At 56.1% G+C, this 24,842-nt stretch carries 19 protein-coding genes; 3 read left to right on the top strand and 16 right to left on the bottom strand.

The window, feature by feature from the left end:
• The first annotated feature begins 81 nt into the window (after positions 1 to 81).
• Positions 82 to 1,860: a putative ABC transporter permease subunit gene (locus tag EYB53_RS02055; protein WP_167857217.1), complete on the top strand. Its 1,779-nt coding sequence runs from the start codon at positions 82 to 84 to the stop codon at positions 1,858 to 1,860.
• A 77-nt stretch (positions 1,861 to 1,937) separates the two neighbouring features.
• Here the strand turns inward: EYB53_RS02055 and EYB53_RS02050 are convergent, their stop codons facing one another.
• Positions 1,938 to 3,404 (bottom strand): family 10 glycosylhydrolase, encoded by a 1,467-nt coding sequence (locus EYB53_RS02050; RefSeq protein WP_135476228.1) that lies wholly within the window; start codon positions 3,402 to 3,404, stop codon positions 1,938 to 1,940.
• Between the two features lie 69 nt (positions 3,405 to 3,473).
• Positions 3,474 to 6,218 (bottom strand): phosphoenolpyruvate carboxylase, encoded by a 2,745-nt coding sequence (locus EYB53_RS02045; protein ID WP_135476226.1) that lies wholly within the window; start codon positions 6,216 to 6,218, stop codon positions 3,474 to 3,476.
• A 650-nt stretch (positions 6,219 to 6,868) separates the two neighbouring features.
• Between EYB53_RS02045 and EYB53_RS02040 the strand changes: the two genes are divergently transcribed.
• The gene (locus EYB53_RS02040; RefSeq protein ID WP_135476224.1) at positions 6,869 to 7,651 is read left to right on the top strand and encodes a sigma-70 family RNA polymerase sigma factor; all 783 of its coding nucleotides are present in this window, start codon (positions 6,869 to 6,871) and stop codon (positions 7,649 to 7,651) included.
• Complete coding sequence (locus EYB53_RS02035; protein ID WP_135476222.1) at positions 7,644 to 8,321, top strand: hypothetical protein; 678 nt, start codon at positions 7,644 to 7,646, stop codon at positions 8,319 to 8,321. The genes EYB53_RS02040 and EYB53_RS02035 overlap by 8 nt, the downstream gene beginning before the upstream one ends.
• Positions 8,322 to 8,339: 18 nt before the next feature.
• On the opposite strand, the gene EYB53_RS02030 is transcribed toward EYB53_RS02035, so the two are convergent.
• The 14 genes from EYB53_RS02030 to EYB53_RS01965 form a co-directional block, all read right to left on the bottom strand.
• On the bottom strand, positions 8,340 to 9,143 hold the full coding sequence (locus EYB53_RS02030; protein ID WP_135476220.1) for a hypothetical protein: 804 nt from the start codon (positions 9,141 to 9,143) through the stop codon (positions 8,340 to 8,342).
• A 71-nt stretch (positions 9,144 to 9,214) separates the two neighbouring features.
• Positions 9,215 to 9,520: a hypothetical protein gene (locus EYB53_RS02025; protein ID WP_135476218.1), complete on the bottom strand. Its 306-nt coding sequence runs from the start codon at positions 9,518 to 9,520 to the stop codon at positions 9,215 to 9,217.
• A 3-nt stretch (positions 9,521 to 9,523) separates the two neighbouring features.
• Positions 9,524 to 10,474 (bottom strand): DNA/RNA non-specific endonuclease, encoded by a 951-nt coding sequence (locus tag EYB53_RS02020; RefSeq protein ID WP_167857216.1) that lies wholly within the window; start codon positions 10,472 to 10,474, stop codon positions 9,524 to 9,526.
• A 73-nt stretch (positions 10,475 to 10,547) separates the two neighbouring features.
• Positions 10,548 to 13,427, bottom strand: a complete 2,880-nt coding sequence (locus EYB53_RS02015) for an ATP-binding protein (protein WP_167857215.1) — start codon at positions 13,425 to 13,427, stop codon at positions 10,548 to 10,550.
• A complete protein-coding gene (locus EYB53_RS02010; protein WP_135476211.1) occupies positions 13,408 to 13,914 on the bottom strand; it encodes a hypothetical protein in 507 nt (168 codons plus the stop codon). The genes EYB53_RS02015 and EYB53_RS02010 overlap by 20 nt, the downstream gene beginning before the upstream one ends.
• A gap of 61 nt (positions 13,915 to 13,975) precedes the next feature.
• Entirely contained in the window at positions 13,976 to 14,398 is a 423-nt protein-coding gene (locus EYB53_RS02005; RefSeq protein WP_135476209.1) for a hypothetical protein, read from the bottom strand.
• A 92-nt stretch (positions 14,399 to 14,490) separates the two neighbouring features.
• Positions 14,491 to 16,824, bottom strand: coding sequence for a serine/threonine protein kinase (locus EYB53_RS02000; RefSeq protein ID WP_167857214.1), 2,334 nt, complete (start codon positions 16,822 to 16,824; stop codon positions 14,491 to 14,493).
• 19 nt (positions 16,825 to 16,843) lie between these two features.
• The gene (locus tag EYB53_RS01995) at positions 16,844 to 17,230 is read right to left on the bottom strand and encodes a DUF4878 domain-containing protein (RefSeq protein WP_135476205.1); all 387 of its coding nucleotides are present in this window, start codon (positions 17,228 to 17,230) and stop codon (positions 16,844 to 16,846) included.
• Between the two features lie 14 nt (positions 17,231 to 17,244).
• On the bottom strand, positions 17,245 to 17,955 hold the full coding sequence (locus EYB53_RS01990; RefSeq protein ID WP_135476202.1) for a YiiX/YebB-like N1pC/P60 family cysteine hydrolase: 711 nt from the start codon (positions 17,953 to 17,955) through the stop codon (positions 17,245 to 17,247).
• 152 nt (positions 17,956 to 18,107) lie between these two features.
• Complete coding sequence (locus EYB53_RS01985) at positions 18,108 to 19,982, bottom strand: CHAT domain-containing protein (RefSeq protein WP_135476200.1); 1,875 nt, start codon at positions 19,980 to 19,982, stop codon at positions 18,108 to 18,110.
• 28 nt (positions 19,983 to 20,010) lie between these two features.
• Positions 20,011 to 21,426: a hypothetical protein gene (locus EYB53_RS01980; RefSeq protein WP_135476198.1), complete on the bottom strand. Its 1,416-nt coding sequence runs from the start codon at positions 21,424 to 21,426 to the stop codon at positions 20,011 to 20,013.
• Between the two features lie 46 nt (positions 21,427 to 21,472).
• The gene (locus tag EYB53_RS01975; protein WP_135476196.1) at positions 21,473 to 21,982 is read right to left on the bottom strand and encodes a hypothetical protein; all 510 of its coding nucleotides are present in this window, start codon (positions 21,980 to 21,982) and stop codon (positions 21,473 to 21,475) included.
• 46 nt (positions 21,983 to 22,028) lie between these two features.
• A complete protein-coding gene (locus EYB53_RS01970; protein WP_135476194.1) occupies positions 22,029 to 24,263 on the bottom strand; it encodes a hypothetical protein in 2,235 nt (744 codons plus the stop codon).
• Positions 24,253 to 24,804 (bottom strand): hypothetical protein, encoded by a 552-nt coding sequence (locus tag EYB53_RS01965; protein ID WP_135476191.1) that lies wholly within the window; start codon positions 24,802 to 24,804, stop codon positions 24,253 to 24,255. The genes EYB53_RS01970 and EYB53_RS01965 overlap by 11 nt, the downstream gene beginning before the upstream one ends.
• Between the last annotated feature and the right edge of the window lie 38 nt (positions 24,805 to 24,842).

Genomic DNA, 24,842 nt, shown 5'->3' with positions numbered 1-24,842 from the left:
GCCATGACCCAACGGAAGAATTGGTATAATAGAGCCATGACGGTCGCACCCCTTACGGGGTATGGAAAAGGTGGTAGGCGCGTGCTCGTGGCTCTGCCACGAGCACGCACCTACCACCTTCACAATGATATGCTCTATGCGATTGGCGTGCTTGTTCGGGCACGTTTGCAGATCACACGCAATAATCTCATCCGAAGCTCGCTCGGCAACAAAATTGGCCTGGCTTTCCTCTTGGGGTTGGGCAGCCTGGCGATGCTGGGGCTCTATAGTTTCACCCGTTTTACGGTGAGCCTTTTACGCGATCCTGAGTTCGAGGCGCTCTTGCGTGAGGCCGCTCAGACGACCCCCGGGTTGCCCACGGCGATTGCGCCGTTGCTGGCGGCTGTGCCGAGCATGATTATGCTCCTGGCGCTGACCCTGCTGATCTTTTCCAGTTTTACCAGTCTGCTCAATTCCCTCTATCTGGCGGGTGATCTTGATATGCTGCTGGTCGCGCCGGTGCCGATGCGGGCGGTCTTTGTGGTGAAGTTTTTCGGCGGTTTGCTCACGCAGTATCTCATCCTCTTTGTCATGCTCGCTCCTGTCCTCGTTGGCTATGGGCATGGGATGGCCTACGGGTTCTTCTATCTGGTGAGTGTCCTGGTGGCCTTGCTCGTGGTGCCATTTTTGCCTGCGGGGCTGGGGGCGCTACTGGTGATGGCTGTCGTCCGCATCATCCCCGCCCGTCGCGCCCGTGAGTTGGTGAGCATTCTGGGCGGTCTCATCGGGGTGACGTTCTTTCTCTTGTCGCAGTTCAGTCGCCAATTCATCGCTTCAGTTGCTGGCCCAGATACCCTTGCCCTGCTGTTGCTCCTTGATATGCCGCTGCTGCCCTCGACCTGGGCGGGGCGTGCGCTCGTGGCGTCCGGCGAAGGTCAGTGGCTGGCCCTGCTCGGCTATGGTTCGCTCTTTTTGGGCATGTCACTGGCTATTTTTGCTGCCTGTCTCGTGCTGGCCGAACGACTCTACTATGATGGCTGGAGCAACCTTGCCAATCAGGGGGGCAAGGTACGGGTGCGCAAGGCGAACGAGCGGAACGCCTGGCTGCCAGGCAGCACCCTGGTCTCGCGGCTCCTCCCGCTTGAAGCCCGGGCGCTGCTCGCCAAAGATCTGCGGCTCTTTTTTCGCGATTTGCGCAATCTACAGGCGCTCATCTTTCCGCTTGCACTCGCCGGGATCTGGACGTTTCAGGCGCTGACTACGCCAAATACGATTGAGTCCCCCGCCGTCGCGTGGGCGCTCCCGTTTGTGCAACTGCTCAGCGCTGGCATTGCCTTTTTCATCTGTCTTAGCATTTCGAGTGTGCTGGCTGGCACCGGAATTAGCCGCGAAGGCAAGGCCTTCTGGCTCCTCAAACTTGCCCCGATCAGCGCCAGCAGGCTCTTGCTTGGCAAGATGACCCTGGCCTTCCTGCCCTTTCCCGTGATCGGGACGGCCTTTCTGCTGATTCTTGCGCTGGTCGGTCATCAATCGCCTGGTATTTTCGTCCAGCAGTGGGCCCTCTTGATGCTCGTCGGACTCGGGTGCGCCGCCTTTGGCATCGGCCTCGGCGCAGCGTTCCCCCGGCTCGACTGGGAAAATCCACAGCAACAGGCCACCTGGCAAAGCGGGTGCCTCAGCACGATCTTCTACCCGCTCTATCTCGGGTTGATGCTGCTACTCGTCGCAGGCAGCGGGTCGCTCGGTGTCGTGCTTGGCGGCGGCGTCGCCGGCTTTGGCATCCAAATCACTGGCTGGTCGGTTGCCGCGATCGTTACGCTGGGCGTGATCTGGAGTGGTATGAAGATCGGGGTGAAAGGGTTAGAACGGATCGAATTATAGGGTCGTATTCGTTCGATGAAATTGCAAGGCCCGCACCACTGGCAAGCCTGGCTTGCCAGTGGTGCGGGCCTTGCAATTTAGAGACTCGTCACCAATCCAGGTCGTACGACAACATTATGCCAGGTATGCTGGCGATCATTCTGCGTTACGACGACCGTGTAGTTCCCTGGGGGGAGTTCGACGGCCCCAAACCAGCCATCGGCGCTAGCGGTAAGATCGCGCAGCCAGGCCCCCTCGTGGATGAGCGTCACCCGCGCATCGGGCGTGAGCACACCGTCAATGGCGGCCATGCCTTGCAGATGGCCGGCAGTCGGGGCGACGATCCAGGGCCAGTCGGGGGCGCGGGCGGGTTGGGCAAAGACGGTTGCCCGTAGTTGATCCATAAAAGCCCGTCGCGACGCATCATTGCTGCCGGCAAAAGCCCCTGCATACGAAAAGAAGGCAACTCCCGAGAGCACGCGTCCCTGCTCATCAGGCGTCAAGGCACGGGCAACCTGGCTGATATTTTGCTCGGGCGTATTGAGCCACGAGCCGATCCCGGCGACAATCGTGCGCCGTCCGGTATTGGCGCGATCAAAGGCCAGCCAGCCATCGTACCACTCGCGTGAACGTGGCACACCTTCGGCAAAATAGTGCATCGGGATCGCCACATCAATAATGCCCTCGGCCAACCAGGCGGGCCAATCTTGAAAGACCGTGCTATAGGCCGACGAACGCCCCCAGTTGCCATCGTTGCCCAGGCTGCCCCAGGTAATCGCTGCCGCACTCACCTCGATCGAAGGCTTGATCGCCTTCGATCGAATGTAGAGCCGCCGCGCCAATTCGGTGACACGATCACGGCGCCACTGGCTCCACGCCGGATCACCTGGCGCAGGGCGGCTGTTGAGCGGGCGACCCGTCGCCCGGTTGAAGCGCTCGACACTCACCTGATTATAGCCATAGCTTTGCCCCCCAAAGCGAATATAGTCCCAGTGGATGCCATCGAGCGCCGGATACGCCCGCAACAGATGCTCGACCACCCGCTCGGTATGGATAATCGCCTCGGGATGCCCAAAATCAAAATCGCCAACCTGCTGCCCTGCATACGTCGCCGTCGTCCAGCGTGCTGTGCCCTGCGCCCGTGGACCGTGGGCGGTACAGACATGATCCGGGTGCCCCCAGAGCCGATCCGAGGTACGGCAAACGACCGAAACGACCAACCATGCATGAACCCGCAACCCCTCCTCGTGGGCGCGGGCCAGCAAATAGCCGAGCGGGTCAAACTCGGCGGCAGGGGCAAGGCGCGGATCAGCCGCCCGAGGTTCGATCGCATTGTTATACCAGGCATCCCCGTGGCGACGTACCTGCACAATGATCGTATTCGCCCCGGCCCGCTTCACATTCGCTACCAACTCATCGACCTGCGGATGATTATGGAAACCGGGATTGAGACTATCAACCCAGAAGGCCCGCATCTGCTGCACCGGCGCTTGTGCCTGTACCGCCGGGGCGGGCAACGCCGTGATCAGCAGCACGAGCACGAGCAACGAAAGAATGAATCGCATACGATAACCCTTTGCGCCTTTGCGCCTTTGCGTCAAATCATCACCAAATGTAGTTGACAGACCACGTGCCTACCCAGTTGAACCGAGCCCATCCGCGATGGCGTTGACCGTCAGCAACAGTCGGCTGAGCAAGATGGCGGCGTCTTCACTCCCTGCGGCCCGCTTGCTGCGCCACTCACCGAGCAAAGCGACTTGCTGACGGTGCAACAGGCGTAGCCCCGGCGTACGAACCTGGATCATGGCATGGACGTTAGGCCGTCGTTCGTCCAGTGGTGCGCCATAGATCTCTTCCAGGAGCGTGACGGTGCGGTCGTACTCAGTCAAAATGGTCTTCACCATTCGTTCGCGTAGTGCGTGCTCTTCGACAAGATCGCTGTACCAGCCCATCACTTCGGTATCGGCGGTAGCGACACTGGTAGCTGCATTGCTGAGAATGTAGTGCAGGGGTGCCCAGGTGATCAAGTGTTCGCTCAGCGCCGCAAAAGCTGCTTGATCTTCACCCTTCAGCCGTTCGAGGGCGCTTCCAACCCCATACCACCCAGGCAGAAAAAAGCGCGCCTGGCTCCAGCTAAAGACCCACGGGATAGCGCGCAAGTCAGCCAAGGTAGCCTGACCGGAACGACGGGCCGGGCGCGAGCCAATCCGGCTCTGTTCCAGCACATCTACAGGCGTGGCCTGACGATAAAAGCGCAGGAACCCGTCACTGCTCAGCAGCGTCGTATAGGCCTCACGACTCCAGGCGGCAAGGCGATCCATCGTCGGTTCGAGTGGATGTGCCGTCGCAAGACCAAGTCGCTCACGCATGGTTGTACGGACGACACCAGCCTGGAACAGTTCGAGATTGTAGCTTGCCGTGACGGGGTTGGCATATTTCTGCGCAATGGTTTCACCCTGTTCCGTAATGCGCACATCGCCACCAACTGATCCAGCGGGTAACGCCTTGAGGAAGCGATGCGTCGGCCCGGCCCCTCGACTGATGGTGCCACCGCGCCCGTGGAAAAAGCGAATCCGGACGCCCCGCGCCTGGCCGACGGCAGCGAGGGCCGCCTGGGCACGATAGAGCGCCCACAGGCTCGCGATCAGGCCCCCATCTTTGTTACTGTCACTATAGCCAATCATGACCTGCTGGATCAGATCCGCCGCGCCTGTCTGGCGTCGTTGCTCTTCCAGACTGCGTCGGGTCATTGGATGATCCAGAAAGGCCGCAAGAATGCTCGGGCTGCGCTCGAGATCCTCAATGGTCTCGAAGAGAGGCACCACCGGCAGGGGGCAGGCCAGGCCATCCGGTGTGACCATGAGCAGGCCGGTCTCACGCGCAAAGAGATAGACCGTGAGCAAGTCAGCGATATTGCGGGTCATGCTAACGATAAGCCCACCCAGACCCGCCGAGCCATAGGTGTGCAACGCAATACGGATCGCCCGATAACTGCTGAGGATCATATCGGCTTCGGTGCCGACGCCCGCTCGCGCACGCGTAAAGGGCCGTGGCGAGATGAGTTCGTGGGTCAGCAGATCCATCCGGCGTGCGAAATCCCAGGTTGTCACATCATGATCCACAAAACCGGCGGCAGCGAGCAACTGACCAAGCGCACGGTCGTGAACTGCGCTATTCTGGCGAATGTCGAGCCGCGCCAGATGAAAGCCAAAGGTATGGACACTACGGATGAGCGGTGTCACCAGATGCGTCACGAGGCTCCCTGCCCCGATCATCTCCAAGGACTGCGCGAGGATCCGCAGGTCACGCACCAGTTCCTCGGCTTGCTGATAGACGTGCATCGCCGCAGGTGCGTCGGGGAGGCGTGCGATCATCAGATTGATCCACTGGCGCCACGGCTCATTTGGATTACGGGCGAGCGCGTGCGCCCCTCGTTCGCCCAATTGGGAGGCGACGGTCGTGATCTGATCGAGCAAGGGCTGCGGCGCAGCCTGCAACTGATCGGACAGACTCAAATAGCTCGCCAGTTCGCTCAACTGGTCATAGAGCAGACCAAGCGCCTGGCGGCGGAGTTCCGCGAGCGTCTCGGTTGTCACCTCGGCAGTCACCAGCGGATGCCCATCACGGTCGCCACCGACCCAGGTACCGAACTGGAGCGACGGAAGGGCCTCGGGAGACTGGAGCAGCGTCGGATTGAACCCAATTGCTTGCCAGGCCTGGCGCACCCGTGCATCGAGCATAGGAAGGACGGAGGGAAAAACCGTCCGCAGATAATGAATAATATTGCGTCGCTCTGAGGCCACATCCGGCTTATCGAGAAAAATCTCGCCGGTACGCCAGAGCGCAATCAGACGGGTCACCGCCTCAGTACGGAGTGCCTGCTGCTCATAGGGGGTCCAATGTGGATGCGCGCGCTTGAGCAAGAGCAGATAGAGGGCACGATGATGTTCAAGGACAGTAGCGCGCTTGGCCTCGGTCGGATGCGCCGTCAGCACGATTTCAACGCGTATCGTTGGCAGCGCAGCGGCCAGTGTTGCCTCATCGAAGCCGTGGGCCTGTAACTGAGCAAACGCCTCCCCCCAGAGCGCAGGCACAGCCGCCAGACCAGCGCGGGTCTCGGTAGTACGGCGATACTGCACGGCAGCGCGTTGCTCAACCATACTCAACAACTGAAACGCGATCGAAAGCGCTTGCACCAACCGTTCGGGCGGCAAATCGGCGCGAGGAGGATCAGCCTGTGGAGGTGTAATCCAAGGCAACACCCTAGCCAGATCCGGCTCACCAGAGTCAAGCAACGCCTCACGCAGACAATCCATCAAAAAAGTAAGCTCGTCCGCAAACGTAGCTGGATCAACGGTCGACAAATTCACCAGGGTCATAGGCAGATCCTCCCAATCAGGCAAACAGAGCGCAAAGGTAACCTCTCACGCTATGATGCCACATTCCGGTGGTTCCTGCCAGGGGCATTTGCCTAGTGGGAGGGGCGCTTCTTTTTCGGCCAACGATCTTTTGCCAAAAACGTATCAGGCCTTCAATGTGCCTGATACGTTTTTCTTTTTCCTTGCTCTCTTTCTGTGCCGTCGCTCAACACGACGAGTTTGCACAAGAAGGAGGTGAGGATGGATGCAACAGGCTCTGAAGCGCCTCGGCGTTACGGTACTGTTTGGCCTGGCTCTGGCTCTTGGTTCGATCCAGCTGCCACAGGTCACGACACAGCCGCAACCCGTACAAGTAGCCGATCCAGGTAACGGCATGACTGGTAATGGATAACGCATCTGGCATTGTATCGTGGCAGCAGGACGTGGTACCACCTGCTGACCCGATCCCTTCAGAATCCTGTCTACGGTTATGAAATATTTCATCGGGCGAACCGGAGTGCCGACTTCAGTCGGCTAAGCCGGATGCCGAGTGAAATCGGCACTCCCTGATGTACTGCTTAAAAACCATCAAACCCCCAAAAGGTTGACGTGTTATTACCGGCTGTGCTACCATTGCCGCAAAGCAAGACTTTTTGCGGAGAGGTAGCAACGTGGATGCTCCAGACCGTGAACGTGCCCAAATGGTATGGCAGCAACTCGCCGCACGTAATCAGTGGGAGTTGATTGCGCCTGAAGGTGAAGATCCGTTTCTTGATCGTGTCTTCGCAGAGTATCAAAATCTCAAGGCGGAAGATGCGCCCGAGAAGCGCTTGCGTGTGGCTTGCCATCGAGTCTATAGCGTTCACCTCTACAATGGCATCCAGGCCCGTGAAGAACGAGCCGCCCAGGAAGTATGGCTCTGTTTTGTGCGTCTGGCCTTGCGTGGTGGAACACCGCAAGCAACGGCATATGAACTAGCCCAAGAGGCGGTAACCCGTGTCATCGAGAAACTCGCAAGTGTGCGGATGCCGCAAAGCTTTCTCGCCTGGGCCATCCAGGTCTTTCGTACCGTCCAGCGCGATCTTCGGCCCAAAGCACAGGAAGTGTCGCTTACCAACGAAGATGGGACACAGGCCTACGAGGCGGTTGATATGTTGAATCTCGCCGACATTGTTGAAACCAACGTAATAACCCAGGAACTAGCGGATCTACTCTTCGCAGTGATTACAAATCCTCTCGAGCGGATCACCCTTGTCCGTTGCCTTCTTCAGGGTGATCCTCCACGTGATGTTGCCAAAGAGCTCGGGTTGCCTCTGCATCGTACCAGGGTCGCCAAAGCCAGGGCTTTACATCGGCTGCGCGAACATCCAGCCACGATGGCGCGCTTCGCCTCCTACGTTGACACCCCCTTGTCCGGTTCTTCCGGATCAGCAAAGGTTGATGCCCATGTCTAACCCTCACTCACCCGACCAGGCTGCAGCGCGGCTGGCCAGGGCGCTGCATACCAATGACGAACTGACGCCTGAAGAGGCCGCTGCACTCTTGCCTGAGTTTATTCTTGCGGAACGCTCCGGTGAAGATGTCGACAACAATCCTGCCTATGCAGCTCTCTTGCGCCATCTCGATCACAATGAGGCAAGTCTCAGGCTCTATGAACAACTCTCAGAAGACATGGACCTGCTCCTTGATCCCGCAGAGACCCTCCCTGTTATCGATCGGACGCCCCCAAGTTTTTTTTCGCCACCAACGCCGAAAGGTGAACATGTGCTTTTGCAGGTGCTTCAGGGCATGGTTCGTCGTTTTCGCCTGACGATCAATATGCCACGGCTAGCTCCTGCTCTGGCAACCTTAAGTGGATCGCAACAAGCCCTCTTTGCCGGTACGCTCACCGAAGTCACTGGTGCACCGATGCTCTCGTTGAGCACGGGGCACGACCACGACGGCCCGTGGATACGGGTACTCGTGCGCGATACGACTGGCGCTACGCGCTGGCAGATACGTCTCGTCATCGGCGACGAGACGCTCTCGGCCACAACCGACGAACGAGGCCTCGCCCATTTTACCCTGCCTGCCCTGCCTGAAGCTAGTCAGGTGCAAATGATGTGTGAAGAGGTGAGAGGCTAGATACTTGCAAGTCGAGGCCTATTTGAATGGTTCGATCTTCAGATTCGTTGCCTGAACTTCAGCATAACACTGACCTGGATCACATTCACCCACCGATCCGACAATAACACCCACCATAATGCCTTTGACGGTGCTGAGGTCTACTCCCGGCAGGCTGTTGACAATCTCTTGACGCAAGTTGAACCGTACCGTCTGCCAGCCCTGCGCCACAAACAGATAGCGTGCGGTGGCATCAGACGTTTGTCGTAGACGGTCGTTTGTGCCTGGATACAGGTAAGCCAGTGAGCCGATTGACCGCTCGTTTGGTGTGCCTTCGTTGCCATGGAGCAGATAGATCAGGAGGCCCGCCATACCAGTACAAGCTTTGAGAAAGCCCCCACATGGCGTCTCTGCTGTTGGGTTGACCTCAGCACTGATCACTACATCAGGCGAGGTTAGCTCAATAACCTGGTAGACACTCAAAAAACCCTCGCCATCGTGAATCAAGCGTACCGCATTGCCGGAACTCCCGCGTGATGAAGGGATGACCTCAACGACACTCTGCCCGTTAATCACCGGACCATTATCGCGCTCCCAGCCGTCAGTCCAGTCGCTGGCAAAATCACCATTTTCCAAGAGATTGGGTTGGGGGACGGGTGTAGCTGTCGCCGCAGGTGTTGCAACTACGCTACTTGCTGTTCCGCCCACCGGTGTGCCTTGCGCGTTCATAATCACCACATTTGGCCCGCTACTTGCAGACCCCTGTCCCTGACAGGCAATCAGGCTCGTACTTAGGACAAATGCGCCCAAGCTCATGAGGATCCATTTATATACGTGTTGCATCTGTCTTTCCTTTTACGGGCAACCCGTTGCCTCGCCGGGCCGCAGCTCTTCCTGGAGCAGTTAGAGTGTACCTACGAAGCATATCCCAATTCAATGGTGAAGTGTTGATTTGACTGGATCGTAAAGCGCGCTTTCATCCACATATCCTGCTCAGCTTGACTGGTCAGGACCCGTAGTTGCTGAAAAAGCCGATTGATCGATCCCGGAAGGGGAAAACTATGCTCAACTCCATCTGGGGCAGAACGATACCTACCGCGTGATGTGATGACATCCTCTTCAAAGACGACTTCCACATAGGCTTCATGCCAGGCTTCAGGAAGGGCACTGGTGATGGCAGAGCCGATTTGCTGGGTTAACTCTTCGACGGTGCTTGACATAGCTTACTCCTTTTTGCTGCTCTCGTTATAAAACGTTTTGGTTTCATAGTGCTCACCCGTGTGATCTTTGATGCAGTAGAGCACATCAAACCCAAAGGGGCGAACGCTATTATCCATATAGACCGGGCTGATTGCAACTTCGACTGTGCCCCCATTATCAAGGGTGTTATGCCAGTCGTTTTCCATCTTCTTCCATGCGCTCCGATTCAGGTTCCTATTTTGAGGCACGAGGTTAAAACTATCAGTTGGGCCATTGAAACGGGTCGCAATCAGATGCCCACCTTCATCATTTTGTTCTCCATGCTTGCCGGCTTCACCTTGCAACTTGAGGTTTCGGTCACCCTTTTCGTTTTGTAGATAACCGCCGATCAAAACGGTTCGCCCACGTCCATCTGTTTCGAAGCGATAGTCGTTCTTTTCATAGATGGTATCAGGTTGTAGCTCGTTAAACGTGACTTCGTCCGTTGGTGGTATATGCGTAACCTCTTTTTGTCGCCATCCCTCATTGGGCTGCTCCTTGCCCTGAAGTTGTTGATCAATCTGCTTAAATTCTTGCTGTGTCCTGAAGTCATTGGCCGGAAAGCTTGCTTCGTTGACAAGACGTAGTTCAGTTTCGGCTTGCGTTGCCTCTTGTCCGAGTTGCTGATCAATCCGGGCGATCCCTTTCTGGGCTTGGCTCGTATCGCTCGTTGCCTGTGCCTGTTCCATCGACTTGAGTTGTTTGTCACCAGCCTGGCCGTTGTCAGCAAGTACACTATCAATCCGAGTCATCCCTCGTTCAGCTTTGCCTGGATCACCAGTCAAGTTGCTTTGCTCGTTCGTCTGGGATTGCTCGGCTCCTCCTTTGCTCGGCTGTGCCAGCAAGCCATCAATACGCGTTATTCCGTGGTGTGTGCGTTTCGTTTCTCCAGGCGCTTTTATGGTATCGGTTACACTCGATTGCTCAGGAGGCATGGCAGTGTCCTTGCTTCTTTCCACGCTTTTATCGGTTAGGCATAGGCAACAACGTGGGGCAACGAATCGCTCTTCATACCTGGCCCAGTGTGCGCTGCGCCTGCCGAAAGTTCTCTTCCCATACCGTATCGCTGCGATGACGGAGCATGCTACTGCGTACTTTGAAGTGGAGGAAGGTGCAGTAGGCAATCGCAGTTTGTTCAAGCGAACTATGCGCTCCCGTTTGATGCGCCGCGAACTGCCTACTCTGGTGAGCGAGTTGGGTGAAGAAGGCGTGAAGCGTGCCTTCTTCAGCAAATTGTTCGGCCACGGCATAGACCATTGCCTCGTAGCCCCGTGACCGATCCGCAGCCAGGGCCTCGCCGTGATCACGTACCTGGCACGGCAGCGGGCATTGGGCACAGCCAGCGAAGGGGAGCCGTATTGTGGGTTGCGCTGCATAGAGCGCTTGCATCCGTTCGCGCACTGCTTGATCGGTCGGAGCATGCTCACGCAGTTTGTCCCAGCGTGTGCCTTCAATAGTGATCAGCACCGGTGCTTCCATCGCACTGGCAAAGAGTGCCGCTTGACCGAGACTCAATGCGGCCACATGGTCTTCTTGGAAAGGCGTGAAACGCATCGAGCGGCCCATCACTTCACGATCTTCTTTCGCCGTAAGACGATGCATGATCTTCAGCCCGGTGTTGCCCAGTACATCCGGTACGAGCTTGGTAGGTAGCTGTTCCGCGATAATCAGCCCCTCGCCATATTTGCGTGTCTCAGCGAGCATCTGCGCAAAGGCCGCTGCTGCTTGACCTTTAATGTTGCTTACCTCTGGACTGGCCCCTTCGGGAGCCTGCCCCAGCAGGCGATGGGCTTCTTCGATGAGCGTGATATGCTGGAGCCCCCCTTGTCGTTTGCGGGTCGCCTCGCAGTGTTCGCGGAGTGCCAGTAGCACAAAGGCCGACATCAGCGATCGATCTTCATCATCACCAATATGCCGTAACTCCAGGATGGTAGGCTGTTCAAGCCATACATCTGCCGGCAGTGACTCACGACTAGTGAGAATACGCCCACACCCGCTCTCAATCAAGGCTTCAATGCGGAGCTTGGTTGCGCCACGGATGTTGTCACGTACTTCACCAGCATGCTCAATCTCATTGTCAACGACCATGCATAGCTCGGTGTAGAAGTCATAAATGGTCGGGAAGGATGGATTGCCAGTGCCTCTTGCTTTGCGACTCGGCCCCCACCCTGCTCGGTAGTAGGTTCGTCGCAAAGCCTTGAGAAAAATGCGCGGCAATGGTTCCCACATAGGTAACGCGGCCTTGAAGCAAGTCATCAGGGCCGCAATATGTTCACCAGCACTGATCCCTTTCGCCAATGCAAATGGATTGAGCCGAAAGGGAGCTGTCTCTTCATCACCAAGGGTAAAGAGATTTACCTGTGGCCCATGTTGCAAATCAAGCAATGCTCGGTAGTCATTGTGTTCGGCATTGACTGGTTCGAGTACCAGAAAAGGAATGGCTGGTTGATTGCGGAGCAACCCTTCAAGCAGATTCAAACAGGTCGTCGTTTTGCCACTCCCGGTTGTGCCGGCAATCAGGGTATGACGAGTAAGGTCGTTGAGGGCCACCGCCCACAGTGCCTGATCGTCGCCTCGGCCCAGCTTCAGTGCCCCTACCTCATGCTCAAACGGCCTCTGGCTGACAAAAGCCCCTGAGTGCAACCGCACGCCAATCTCGTCCCGACTTGGCAGACAAGGCAACTTGAAGACACAACTCGCCTCTTGCACATCAATCAAGCAAGGGAGGCGCGTCAGTTGATTATAAGCCTGTGCCAGATCGCCACCCTCTGCAACTGACCACTGATGTGCGTGCGGGGCAAATTCGAGATGATCGAGATTGCTCAGGGCTTGTCTGCGCTCCTCGCGCTCCAAGGGCAATGTCTCAGGAAGATAGGCGGTTGGGGCTGGCTCATTGCTTGAGGGTGTTGGCTGACTTGCACCCACCACTTCGGCCACGAAGGCCCCGGCAACGCTGTGGGGCATAGCTCCACGCCCAACCACATAACAACGCCAGAGCAGCGCGTGCTCAAGTTGACGGAGCGATTGTTCGTAAATCTCAGCATTGATCTGTGCCTGCGGATCGGGCAAAAAGAGTTCACGTTCTTGACCGACACGACTCTGGAGTTGTACCTGGCGTTCACCGCCCGTCAGGCTTGAAGCTTCGCCCATGCGCCGTGAGCGCTCGCGACCCTCGCCCATCCGTCGTAGCCGCCCGGCAATCGTATTGAGTGCCTGTCGCTCATCAGATGTGAGTGAGGTCGGCGCGAGTGCGCTGCTGAGCATACATGGTGCATTGGCCTGGAGCATGGTCTTGCAGAGTTCACGCAACGTACTGAGGCCCCAGCGCAAGGGGTAGGCGACAGGATGCGCACCGGGCAGACGAAGCAGGCGGGTTTGTTCGACCCGCTTATGCAGGGTAATCACACATTGCCCCTCGCTGATCGGGCGCATGATCCTTGCTAACTCGTCCTCGGTCATCACTGGCTGCAAGCCGCTTCGATAGAGGTGACGGGGAAAGAGCGCATTCAATTCTAACCAGAGCGCCTCGGCCTCTTTGTGCGCCTCCTCAGTGCTTGCCGCAACACTCTTGCCCAGCAGTGCAATGGTCAAACGACGCGAAGGCTCTTCTGGTTGAAAGATGTAGCGCAAATCAAGTGCCCGTGCCCGTCCCTGGTGTGGCTGTTGCTGGGCCAGTCCAATCAATAGCAAGCGCTGTGTGTCGAGCACACGGCGGAGCTGATCGAGCAAGTCGACATGCTCAAATTCCGGGTACGACGCAAGCTCTGGGATGCTCGTAATCGTGGCGGCAAAAAAACAATGACAGGCATCTTGCTTTTGTCCTGTAAGCAGATAGGAAGGAGCGGTTATCAAGTGCAGTACAGGCATTTCAACGAATGCGTTGTTCATCAAGAGCCTCCGCAGTCTGATCGAGCACATACTTCAACAGCGACTGAAAAATAGTCACATCGCGACGTTGGATCGCATTCAAACGTGATAAACGCACCAGCGGGTTGGGGTCGGTTCCCCACTTTTGGGGCAGACGCAGGATGCCAAAGAGATTCAAACAGCCTCCCAGTTGATGTACCCCAATCTCGCCTTGCAACCCTTCGCCCTTCACCAGCAGATAGACTTGCTCTTTGCTATCACTGCAGCGCTCAAGCTTGAACCCGGCATACAACTCACCCTCTTCATCAAGCAGTGTACGGAGCAAAGTATACATATACGTTGTCGACTGCCCGGCGAGCCGTGAACGAGTTGGTGCATCGCAATCGCTCAGGTCGATCATATCACCCCAGACCTCAAAAATCTCTTCGGGCAAAACCCCATGGCCGGGTTCACGGTTGCGTAGCGTTGGGGTGTCTGACGGTAGTGCTTTTGACCGAAAGAAGTTCATCGTTACCTTCTCCCTGATTAAGGTACGCCTGCCGACGATAGGGCTCATATATCCTGCGACGCTAGCGGAACCGACGCAGCAATGGCAGGAGAAATGTCACCAACAGTCCAATGATCAGGCCACCTAGCGGCGCAAAGACGAAGATCCACCAGGCCAGCATAGGATCACGGGTTAGTGCCCAGGCTACGACAATCCCCATCGCAATGAAGGTTCCGATTCCTGTCATACACCCTGCTCCGCTGACCCACTGACGGGCCAGAGCACTCCGAAGCAACTCCTGGAGCACTTGTCTGACAAAGAGTGTTCCCAGGCTTAGCAAAAAGATCAGCGCTCCACCTGCTACCAGCATCCCCAGAAGCCCTGCCCCAAAAAAGCCTGTCTGGAGAACCAGATACCAGCTGTAGCTAATCACCACCCAGATATGGAGCGACAGCATGCCGGCGCTCAACTTGGCAAGAGCCTCGCGGCTCTGATGTTCATGCATAATGCTCTCCACTCCTGCGTTTGAACGAAATTCTGATCCTGGATCAGAAGAGCAGTGGTGCCGCGAAACGTATCATGAACGTACGTGACAGACTACTCAAGCACAACCTCGAAGAGATCCATAGTCCCAAAGAGGGGCGCACGGGTACGTCGGTTATAGTCAGGCAGACACGTGACAATGGCTTCGTGATCAGGGAGACAACCGAAGCCAGGATCAGGAATGCTGAGCCACTCAACCAGTGGTCGAAGCGATCCGTAGAGATAGCCACGTTTGCTCGTATTGCGAATGATATATTCGATCACGGGTGGTTTGCGACTCAACGGGCCAGTAATCTGGCCGATGACTTTACCCTGGTTGTCTTTAAAGTGACGGGCCGGCTTTGCGCCCAGCTTCCGCAGCATCTGTTCAAGCGCGATCGCGTGATCGTTCTGCTGCAAAAGCATCTCTGCTTCGCGTGCCAATTCTTCCCGATGAAAGAAGCGGAGTGCGTGCGCCAGTTTGCCTGATTGCAACAGACTGATACCCCGTTCCCAGGCATGCGGAGGCGATCCGCGTACACAATCGCAGAGCACGATCAAATCTTCGGGGCGGATGATGGCTGTTGCAGGTTCACCGGGATGAACTTCAAGCGGTGGTACGACTTCGATCTGGACGCGCGTAAGCAGATCCCCTTCTTCTGACTCCCAGAGCAAATGACCTTCGTGGACGCCGGTTGGCGTAAGCATATGCGTTTCAACGCTAAAGTTGACCGTATGTTGCTCGCCACGGTGAAGGGCAAAGCGTGCCTGCTGTGACTCGACGAGAAGCCACGCCTGACGCGCGCTCACTTGTCCGCCATAGACGCCACCACCAATATTGCGCAAAACAACTCGCTGCTCGCTCCGCTGACGGGATTCAACGCGACCACAGTTCACTAGCGTTGGCGCTTGCGGACGTGGTGGGTTATACACAATCATCGTGACTGGGAGTTCGATCTTCCCTCGGTTGGTTGTCAATGTTAGCCCACCAGTGAGACTGCGTTCAGCCTCGTAAGCCTCCAGTGCCTCTGGTTTGACGGCGATGAGGATCGGCGGAATCGCGTGCCCAGGATAGACTCTGAGTTTGGTCGGTGTCACTGTGAACCAATCACCCTCTGATTGAACTTCGCCGTGAAGATAACTGGGGGTTGCTATCCGTACCTGTAACCCGGCCGTTGGACGACTCCCAGGCATCTGACGTCCAAAATTGATCTGTGGTTGATCGGTTCGCAGATCTTCTAGTGGCGTTGGGCGCAGAAGTAGTTCCAGGGCTGCGTCGTGATCTTGTGGATAGCGTTCCACAGCCTGCTGAAGCCGCTCCAGCCAATCATACTCCTCCAGGGTTTCTAACCAGCGTCGCAGACGTTGTGAGAGCAAGTGCCCGGTGGCAGCGTCCCACTCAGCATCAGCGTAGGCAATGAGATTGGTGGGATCGGCGAGGATACGGTTTGTTTGCGGGAAGCGGAGCGCCAGAGGCACACCGCACTGAATGCAGAAGAGAGGGTTGACTGTCTGCTGCTGCGCCCCGCAAATGGGGCATATTTGAGGATCACGAAGCTTCGTGGTCGGGGGTACTGATGGTTGTAGCGGCTGATCAGAGCGCAAGGCTTCGAGCAGTTCACGGCCTGAACCAAAGCGCACCCCGCTTACAACAGCCATTGCTTTAAGGATAACCTGTTCAGTAGAGGCACTCAACGCCGGATTGATCTGACGGGGTGGCACAAGCGTTTGACCACTCAGGCGCAAAACTGACTCGACCGGTAATTCCCCCGTCAGCAGCACATACAGCGTTGCTCCAAACGCATAAACGTCAGTATACGTATCAGTCAACCCCGAGGCATACTGCTCAGGCGGCGCATATGGAGGAGTCCCGATACCTCGTCCCATCATATGGGTCTGTGTCCCAGCCCCACCGATCTTCGCAATCCCAAAATCAACCAGGACGGCGGTGCCATCGGGCCGCACACGAATATTTGCTGGTTTGATATCACGATGAATGATGGGAGGGGATTGTGCATGTAAATACGCCAAGGCCTCAGCGACATCCTCCATCACCGTAAGTGCTTCAGCCTCGCTGATGATCCCTCCATGGTCAGATTGAAAGGTATGGAGATCCTGCCCCTCGATGTACTCCATGACCAGGCAAGGACAGCCGCCTTCAACGAAGAAATCGCTGACCAACGGCAAATGAGGATGGCGCAGACGGCGTAGCAACCGGGCCTCTTCCCGCAACGCCTCAAGCGCTGCCGGATCGACAGCGGTTGCTACTTTCAGCGCCACTTGATCATCAAGCTCCAATTGCGTGGCACGGAAGACCATGCCCGCTCCCCCGCTGCCAAGCTCGGCTTCGATCCGGTAGCGCTCATTGCCAACCAGTACACCTGGGTTCCACTGGATATGACCTGTCATTGGTTTTGACCATACATAGTTACTTCCCTGCGGCAAGCTTCCAAGCCCCATTTTCTTTGATCATACTTTGCGCTAAGACCTCTTCACCGCCATCGCCAAAGCGCACTCTAACCACGACTTGGGCAAGATCACCTACAATCTGCTCTTCGACAACCTCAGTTGCTTTGATACCTCCCCGTGCCTGGATGTTGGCCGGAACTGTAGCAAACTGCTGGGTTAATTTACGCCCGTAATCATCCAACAACTCAGATGAGCAGTAGCTTTTTGCTTCTTCGATCTTGCCGGCCTCAAGTGCATAGAGAAACTTCTCGACCGTACGGCCTGGCCCGGCGGCAAAGAGACCACATCCACTAACAAGTGCGACCATCAACATGAGGCCAAGGAGACCCAAACTGCGATGAACCATTGTCTTCCTCCTATCTATGGGGAGCTAACCATAAGCACTTGATACACATGCTTACTCTTTGCTAATCTCGATGGTAAAATATAATATTTATTTTGTTCTGAAAATAAAATAGATAGATTATCAAATTGCTTATCAACAAGATCAATCCCTGCCTCGTTGTAGGCACGCCAAACTAACTCGGTGCAGTACAGTTGCTCCTCTGTTGCTAAATCAAGATCGAAATCAAACGTTCTCTGTTCATCGACATATGAGCGAGCAATGTCAGTTGCATGCTTGGCGATATTCTTATCAGCGCTATGTAAGCGAAAAACTGCCGCTAGCGAGGCTTTATCCAGGCTTAAAAATGATTCAAGAGGTTCTATTTGGGCAAAACTCGTTGATGTTAGTACGGCTGCCCCTTCGCTTGGGGCAATATGAATCACGAAAGATCTGGTGTTCGATTTATAAACAATCCCTACATGCGAGAACTCTGAGGTTGGATCATTCAGCAATACAGCATGGCTGAGTACACTACCTCCTGTCCTGAAGATGATATCACCAGTTTCAAGGAATTCTTCGTCAATAAACAATGAATAATCGCTGCGAGAGTAATAACTAGACTGACTTAATGTTAATGAAAATAATAAAATAAGCCAGATAACTTGAACTTTTTGGTTGAATAGATATTTTATAATCATGTGTGAAGGTGCTGTATGCTTGCTCGCGGCTACGCCGCGAGCAAGCATACAACCGCTTTTACCAACCCGTTAGGGTTGCTATCCAATATTCAGACCTCTATACCTTCTTAGTAACGAAAGCGTGAACGATCCACGCATCATAAAGATAGTACTTTAGTCCTGGTTGCATCACCGGGGCTGGATCGGGGGTAAGGTGCCTCCTACCCACTGACCGCCAGCGTCATACCGATCAATCCAGCGGCGAGCAGCATCGCTGCTGGTTCCGGCAAAAAGATCCAGGGGATCCCGCTCGCTGACAAGAAAAAGACCAGGATAATCGGGACGCTGAGGATCACCAGGGCGGCAAAGGCGATCAACGCGATGGTCGCTAGGCTGTAGAGCGTTGGATCAACCGTTGCAATGACCAGTGCCGAACGCCATTGCGCACGCGAGGAGATATAGCTGAAGCCCAGGGCGACCAGGATGACCGCAATGAAGAGTCCGTGTGCCAGGGCGGTTGGTAAAAGCGCCAAAATACCGAGACTCCAGAGTGAGGCCCAGAAGTAGAGGCCCAGCAAGCCGCCGAGACCATAGCCAAGGTATGCACCGATCCATTGCGCGTACAAAGTAGCTCGACGCATGCCCGGCGCAAGATCGGTGCGTTTGCGTAGGCTTCGTTGAGCTAAGGCGATGATCCCCGGCCCGAGCAGGCCAACCCCGAACCATGCGGCTAGGGGCGCTTGCAAGGCGTCGCGATCAATGCGTATACTGGCCGGGTTGAGCAAGAGCCGGATCAGCCCCACACTCAAGAGCAGTAAGCCCCAGGCGATGAACATCCCGCGCATAGTGCGAACCGCTACCGGCTCACGCATCCCTGCTTCCACGCGATCGGCTAGGCGCGTATGCCAGGTTGTGACTTCCAGTGGCCCGCTGCCTTGATAGACGACCGGCAGACTCCAGTCAATTGCGCCAGGAACCGTATGCATCGCAATGCGGCTCGCCGCGATTGCCTCATCCAGGCCTTTGCCTTGCCCAAGCTCTTGATAGAGCACCCGGACAAAGGTGTCAGCCGCTTCTTGCGTGATCTCGCCCTGCATAGCCACTACCGCAGGAATGCCCTGCCTGATCAAGGCCAGCGCAATGCTCTCAAAGGTGCGCCGCTCGCCTTCCCCACGTTCATCCTCTGACCCTGGCCGTGTCGCACTGGCGACCGTACCTGAATGACAGGCCTGGAGCACCACAACCTGCAGATCGGGTACGAGCGAGAGCACCGGTGCGAGTTCAAAGGCACTGACGCGCTGAATAAAGCCATCTTGATGCGTGAAAATCAGATCATGGCGGCGGCCCCGCTGCGTGACACTCTCTTCGCCATGACAGAGCAGATGGAGCATTTGCGGTGCTCTGGCCCGCAGACGTTCTTGGAGCACGCCAAGTGTATCGGGGCCGCCATACCACCAATGTTCAGAGCGTTCGCCTGCGAGAACCTGCTCGAGTGAACGCTTGGTTGAGGCGCTCTCAAGCGCTTGGCCCTCTTCTGGTGTCGCCACAAAAGCTTGTACCCCCAGTGGCAACTGCAACGCTGGCATCTTCTGCTGCCCTGACCCGCGCATCTGCCGTACCAGATTGACTCGTGCATCGCGCAAGAGAAAATCGTCGCTGCCGTGACCAGCCATTGGCAAGACCATCAACTCCCACGGCACGGCCAGCAAGGCGCTCGTTTCCGGCGTTGTCTCAAACAAGATGCGCAACTGGCGGCCACGCCTCTGGGCGTGCTGCCATGCATTGAGCATATCCTGACGCACACCTTCGGGCAAAACCCGACTCACCCGTCGCCCCAGCAGCAACAGATCCTGCACCGCCGTGACCTCCGGGGTCGCCATCCGTACGGTTTCAATCAGGTGGTTCGTCTGGATCTGCTGCTCATACGCCTTACGCAACAGATGCACCTCACTGGGATCGATCAACTGCTTGGGACGTCCAAACGACCCGCCCAGCGACGGTACGCCTGGCACAACAACATCGACCTGATACCGCTCAGCATTGCTGGAAGGTCGAATACAGATCTGGAGCACATCGCTCTCTTTTGGCTTTGCCATACCTCACTCACTCATTGCTTGCACAGAATCAAGCCACCCAGACCCCACGGCGATGCTCAATCGTCAACAGATAGAGCAAATGCTCAGCCATTGCTTCAAGCAGCGTGGCCGGCCACCCATCAAGCTGATCCAGCGTCTCCCAGAGTGCCGCCAGCGCCTCGGCGCGATCCTTGAGCAACATAGGCAACCGCTGATCCGACCAGGCACGTACGGTCGTCAGCGCCTCCCAGAGTGGATCAGCCATGACGCCCTCCGGTGGCGTCGCTCGAGTAAGTGCGGCCATCGCAGTTGCCCAGCGCTCAGCCGCCAACGTACTGGCTCCCGCCTCCAACAGCGCTTTCACTGCAACTCCACCAGGCAAAGGGGGCAGCGTGGTCAGCACCTCCTGATGGGCTTGGATCACTGCAGGCCATGCCGCAAGATCCGTCACTGCAGCCAGGTGCGCATAGAGTGCAATCAGCCGATGGCACGACGGCACCGCCTGGCTGAGTTCTTGCAACCAGGCGATGCCCTGGGGATCAGTGCTGAGCCAGAACAAGCCAACGTGACCATTGCCCTCGCGGATCAGACCATCGAGGGCCCGTTGGGCAACCTGCTTCTGAGCTGGATGCCGGGCCACCCGAAGCAACCAGGGGCCAGCCCAGGCCATCTCGTCACGGCAAGCCCGCCGCAACAACCACCCCAGTCCAGGCAACGGCATCAGCGCCAACTCATCAACAAAAACCGGATGCCAGGGCAACAGGCGTCGCGCCGGAACCCCGAACCATGCCAGCAACAGCAACGCCACGCTCAATGACGCCTGCCACAGATAGCTCAAGGGCCGCAACAGCCCCAACCCAAGTCCAACGAGTGCCGACATCCAAAGGATACTATTCAATGGATCTACAGGCCGGAAGACCCAGAGCAACCCGGCAATCAACCAGGCCCCCGCAATGGCGACCCACCGCAACAACCGCGACTCATCGCGTCGCTCTGACAGCACCAGCATCACCGTCGCGATACCGCCGCCCCAGACACCAAGCGACAGCAAAAAGCCAATGATCACGCGCCAGTCCTGCAGCAAAAAAACGAGCGCTGGGCTAAACAGCAAGGTAAAACCCACCAGCATTATCGGGGCCAGCGCAACCGTGGAACGGACAAAACTAAATGTCACCAAGACACGCAGCGACAGGTTTACTCCTGGCCCAAAGAAAAACGGAGCCGCGCCGATCCACGCCATTACCAGAGCCAGACCGATCCCACCCACGAAGGCACGCCAGCCAACGGGCATCCAGACCCCGAGCAGGGCCAACAGTCCAACGGCAGCCCCAACAACATACCCGCCCACCAGCCACACCCAGCGCAAGCGCACCCGACCCTCGCTCATCGCCCTCACCAGACTGAGCGGGCGCAACAACAGATCGCACAGCAACCCAAAAAGATCAGGCCGAGGAGAGAGCGACATAGGGCAAAGGGACTCCTATCGCTAGCGTACCAGCTGGAGGCTACGCTTATGCGCGCTTGGCACGAAGAAAAAACCACCAGATAGCGGCAGCCGCAGCCAGAAAGAGCATAGCGACACTGCTACACATAAGCGCAACGACGACAATCTCAAGACTCTGAGGCGTTGATTGGCCGAAGATCGTGCCAACGTATGGCCCCAGCACTTGAAGCGAGCCCACCGAAAGCAGAATCCAGATAAAGGTAATGCATCCAAGCATCAAAAGCATGGCAACGGATAAGCGCAATAACCGTCGTTGGGTCGCATCATAGCGGCCATAAATCCACCAGACGCTTATTCCTGTCCCACAAATCAAAAACGACGGCACGGCATAACATCCCAGACCCAGCAAGGCCACCGACAAAGCTGCCTCAGAAGGCAACTCAACGCCATTGAGGACAAGGGGTGATGGATCAAGCAGCACCGCAATGCTTTGCAGCATCCCACAGGCACAGACCATCACCCCAAACAACAAGCCCACAATACCTGCAATGGTTGGCCACAAACGACGTTGCTCCATAAGCATTCCCTTACCAGGCTGACTTTGGCAAAAAAGTCGCTACAAGCTACCGCTTGTACCGACCAATAATCACGGCGACTGATCCAAAGAAGAGACTTCCAAGACAGCACATCAACGGGATCAACAAGGTTACGGGCCGCCAGAGACGCTGCACGAGCAAGGACTCGCCAACTGGTGGGCTTGATAGCAGGCCCATCATTAAGGTAAGCGGGGTGAAAAGAAGACAGGCCAGTGCAAATAATCCCAGCGCAATAGCGATGATGAGCATTGATGTATTGCCTGGATTGCGATCTCTAAACTGATCGCTTGATCGCTCTTCACCGCTGATCACGAGCGGAGTTTGCGTATCTAATGGCTCAGGTTTCGCAACAGGCTCTAGCCTGGCCCTATCTGCTGGTGGCGACGCTGCCTCAGATCGGTGAACGTGCTTCCTTTTTGGTAAGATAAACAGGGAGAGCAGAACATAACCACAGAAGAGCAAGAAAAAGAAGAAGGTTGGAAAAAGCGCAGTCCCCCCAAGATAATAGCGTACAAAATCATCACGATTGGCCTCAAGCGGTAACTGGGCCACGACCTGCTCAGTATAAATGACCCCGATCATCGGTGGAAGAAAGATCCAGAAGAGCAGCGCCAGAGCAGGTGTCGCGATCCGCTGAACGGTACGATAGCCTGCGCATATCTCACTCACTGATCCTGTTAACCAGCGTGTCCCTAACAGGCGCACATACATCATCCAAAACCAAATGGCTCCACAAAAGAGGAGCGCAAGGGCAAAAGCAATCAAAAAATTAAGTGCCGTAACTGGCGCAAAAAAACTAAATGGTAAAATTAGCAATCCAGCAATGAAACCCACAGTAAAAAGAGATGCCGAAAAAATTAGTTTAAAATATGCTTGAATTGCCGTTGATTGCCCATGCGCCAATCCATCACGCAACACTTGCGCACCAAGAACACCCGTTACAAAGCGTGCAGGTAGGATCGTACCGATGATCAGGATTAAGACGGCAGGAAGAAAGACGCCAACCAGCAAAACGATCAAGGCATACGGGTCAAAGCCTTCGGCACCATCGGGCAGACCTACAGCCGGCACCAGACTATACGTCAGGGCGCTGCTGCCAACCGAAATAAACATCCCGAGTGACAAAAATACCAATGCGATGCCCACGACGACAAGCGCAAAGGCCACCCCGGCGAGCAGCGCCAAATCTGCACTGACGCGAAAGAGTGGTCTTGGGTCGTGGATAATCTGTCTACGATCTGAACCTGAGGGGTGATTGCTCCAGATCCTGCTTATGCGGTGGATCAAAGCTCTGATCCACGACGTAGGAGCTTTATGCTCAGGCTCATGCAGAAGATAGGCATATCCAGTGGGCAAATGGTAAGTCGCCCACCAGTCAGCATAGTGCTCACGCACCCTGAGCAAACTTGCCCAGATAGCCCAGGCTACCGCAACAAGCACTCCGATGCGTAACAAGAGTGGCACCAAAGTGAGAAAGGCCCCGGACCATATCATAAAGCCAAGCACCAGGCAGCTGCCAGGTACAACAACCAATCCAACAAAAGCTTGCCAGACCGCAAGGCTAAGATAGCCTCGATACACATCACCATTTTGCACATGGGCTAGTTCGTGCAAGACTGAGGCACGGAAGCCAGGGAGCGCCCACATCTTTTGCAAAAATATGACTGGCTGCAGGCGTTCAATCAAAGAAGCCTTCCCAAAAATCAGCAGTTCATGGGCTGATCGTCTTCCAAAGACTCGCTCCGCAATAGCACTGCCCTTCTGACGCGGCACGAGGTGAATACGTTGAATGCCCTGAACCCCAACCTCGGCAAACTCTTGCGCTAACCATGGGAGTTCAGCAAGTGCAAGCGAGTTCTTGGCGTACCTGCGCAGGATGCGCGAGGGATGCGTCACATACACCGTGCGGGTCACCAAGAAAAAGAGCAAAAGCGTGGCAAGAGGCATCACAAAAGAGGGCCACAATCCATAGAGTGCTTGCAAAGCCAGTTCACGTTGCTGAGCCGCAAAAACGAGCCGCTCCTCCAGCGTCAGATCAAGCATACTCCCGCCTGGAGGAATCGTTTCATTGGTCAATTGAATCGAGGCGATTTGTGCTTGCAGCGCAGGCTCAAGCAGACCAAGCGCAGTTGTCAGCATGAGCGCAATATGCACGGTCAGAAAGATTGCTGCGGTCACAAACATCAGAAAACGCGCATCAGTCTCTGGAGGCAACTGCCGCAGCGCCTCAAATGCAGGTTCATCTGTTGCTTCAGTTTTCATCGGCAGGCTGGACAAGTTGGCGCACAACAGCCCCGGCGATCTCTTCTACACGCGCCTCTGGAACCCCACACTGCCGGATCGCCTGTTGCACCGTTTCAGCCAGTTGCACCATCGAAACTTCCGTAACGACGGTCATATTTTCAATTGAGATATTCAAAACAACGCTCGGAGGCGCATTATCCTGCTTGGAATGCACGGTGATTGACTCGCCTGGTTGTGGCGTACGTCTCAATAACCGCTTGAGAACCATTTTGCTCAGCTCTTTGAATTCATCCTTCACCGCATCCCTGAGCGCCTGCAAGAGCAGCATCAACCCTGCGCCCGTTGCATAAGCCACCACCTGCGAAATCAACGCCGGATCAAGCAACCCCGAACCTAGCGCCTCATCACTTGCCCCTTCACCCTCAGGCCGTTCAAGGTTCTCAAAATAATCATCGATAAAAACCTCGAACCCCGCCAACTCCTCAGCGGCCACCTCACCGACAACCGTCCGCGCCAGATCACGGATCAATTCACGATCATCATCTGTCTCAGGCCACATAGTCGGCTCCTTAGCTCATCCCCCTCGATTGCAAAGCT

Origin of the sequence: Candidatus Chloroploca mongolica (assembly GCF_004762035.2) — a bacterium.
Taxonomy (GTDB): domain Bacteria; phylum Chloroflexota; class Chloroflexia; order Chloroflexales; family Chloroflexaceae; genus Chloroploca; species Chloroploca mongolica.
Note: the sequence above shows the minus strand (reverse complement) of the source record. Positions and strands in the feature narration are given on the sequence as shown.

Excerpts from the sequence above, each read along its gene's own strand:
- EYB53_RS01965 (WP_135476191.1), bottom strand. The coding sequence starts at position 24,804 with ATGTGGCCTGAGACAGATGATGATCGTGAATTGATCCGTGATCTGGCG.
- EYB53_RS02030 (WP_135476220.1), bottom strand. The coding sequence starts at position 9,143 with ATGCAACACGTATATAAATGGATCCTCATGAGCTTGGGCGCATTTGTC.
- EYB53_RS02015 (WP_167857215.1), bottom strand. The coding sequence starts at position 13,427 with ATGAACAACGCATTCGTTGAAATGCCTGTACTGCACTTGATAACCGCT.
- EYB53_RS02010 (WP_135476211.1), bottom strand. The coding sequence starts at position 13,914 with ATGAACTTCTTTCGGTCAAAAGCACTACCGTCAGACACCCCAACGCTA.
- EYB53_RS02000 (WP_167857214.1), bottom strand. The coding sequence starts at position 16,824 with ATGACAGGTCATATCCAGTGGAACCCAGGTGTACTGGTTGGCAATGAG.
- EYB53_RS02025 (WP_135476218.1), bottom strand. The coding sequence starts at position 9,520 with ATGTCAAGCACCGTCGAAGAGTTAACCCAGCAAATCGGCTCTGCCATC.
- EYB53_RS02050 (WP_135476228.1), bottom strand. The coding sequence starts at position 3,404 with ATGCGATTCATTCTTTCGTTGCTCGTGCTCGTGCTGCTGATCACGGCG.
- EYB53_RS02035 (WP_135476222.1), top strand. The coding sequence starts at position 7,644 with ATGTCTAACCCTCACTCACCCGACCAGGCTGCAGCGCGGCTGGCCAGG.
- EYB53_RS01985 (WP_135476200.1), bottom strand. The coding sequence starts at position 19,982 with ATGGCAAAGCCAAAAGAGAGCGATGTGCTCCAGATCTGTATTCGACCT.
- EYB53_RS01995 (WP_135476205.1), bottom strand. The coding sequence starts at position 17,230 with ATGGTTCATCGCAGTTTGGGTCTCCTTGGCCTCATGTTGATGGTCGCA.
- EYB53_RS02005 (WP_135476209.1), bottom strand. The coding sequence starts at position 14,398 with ATGCATGAACATCAGAGCCGCGAGGCTCTTGCCAAGTTGAGCGCCGGC.
- EYB53_RS01975 (WP_135476196.1), bottom strand. The coding sequence starts at position 21,982 with ATGGAGCAACGTCGTTTGTGGCCAACCATTGCAGGTATTGTGGGCTTG.
- EYB53_RS01990 (WP_135476202.1), bottom strand. The coding sequence starts at position 17,955 with ATGCTTGCTCGCGGCGTAGCCGCGAGCAAGCATACAGCACCTTCACAC.
- EYB53_RS02020 (WP_167857216.1), bottom strand. The coding sequence starts at position 10,474 with ATGCCTCCTGAGCAATCGAGTGTAACCGATACCATAAAAGCGCCTGGA.
- EYB53_RS01980 (WP_135476198.1), bottom strand. The coding sequence starts at position 21,426 with ATGTCGCTCTCTCCTCGGCCTGATCTTTTTGGGTTGCTGTGCGATCTG.
- EYB53_RS02045 (WP_135476226.1), bottom strand. The coding sequence starts at position 6,218 with ATGACCCTGGTGAATTTGTCGACCGTTGATCCAGCTACGTTTGCGGAC.
- EYB53_RS01970 (WP_135476194.1), bottom strand. The coding sequence starts at position 24,263 with ATGAAAACTGAAGCAACAGATGAACCTGCATTTGAGGCGCTGCGGCAG.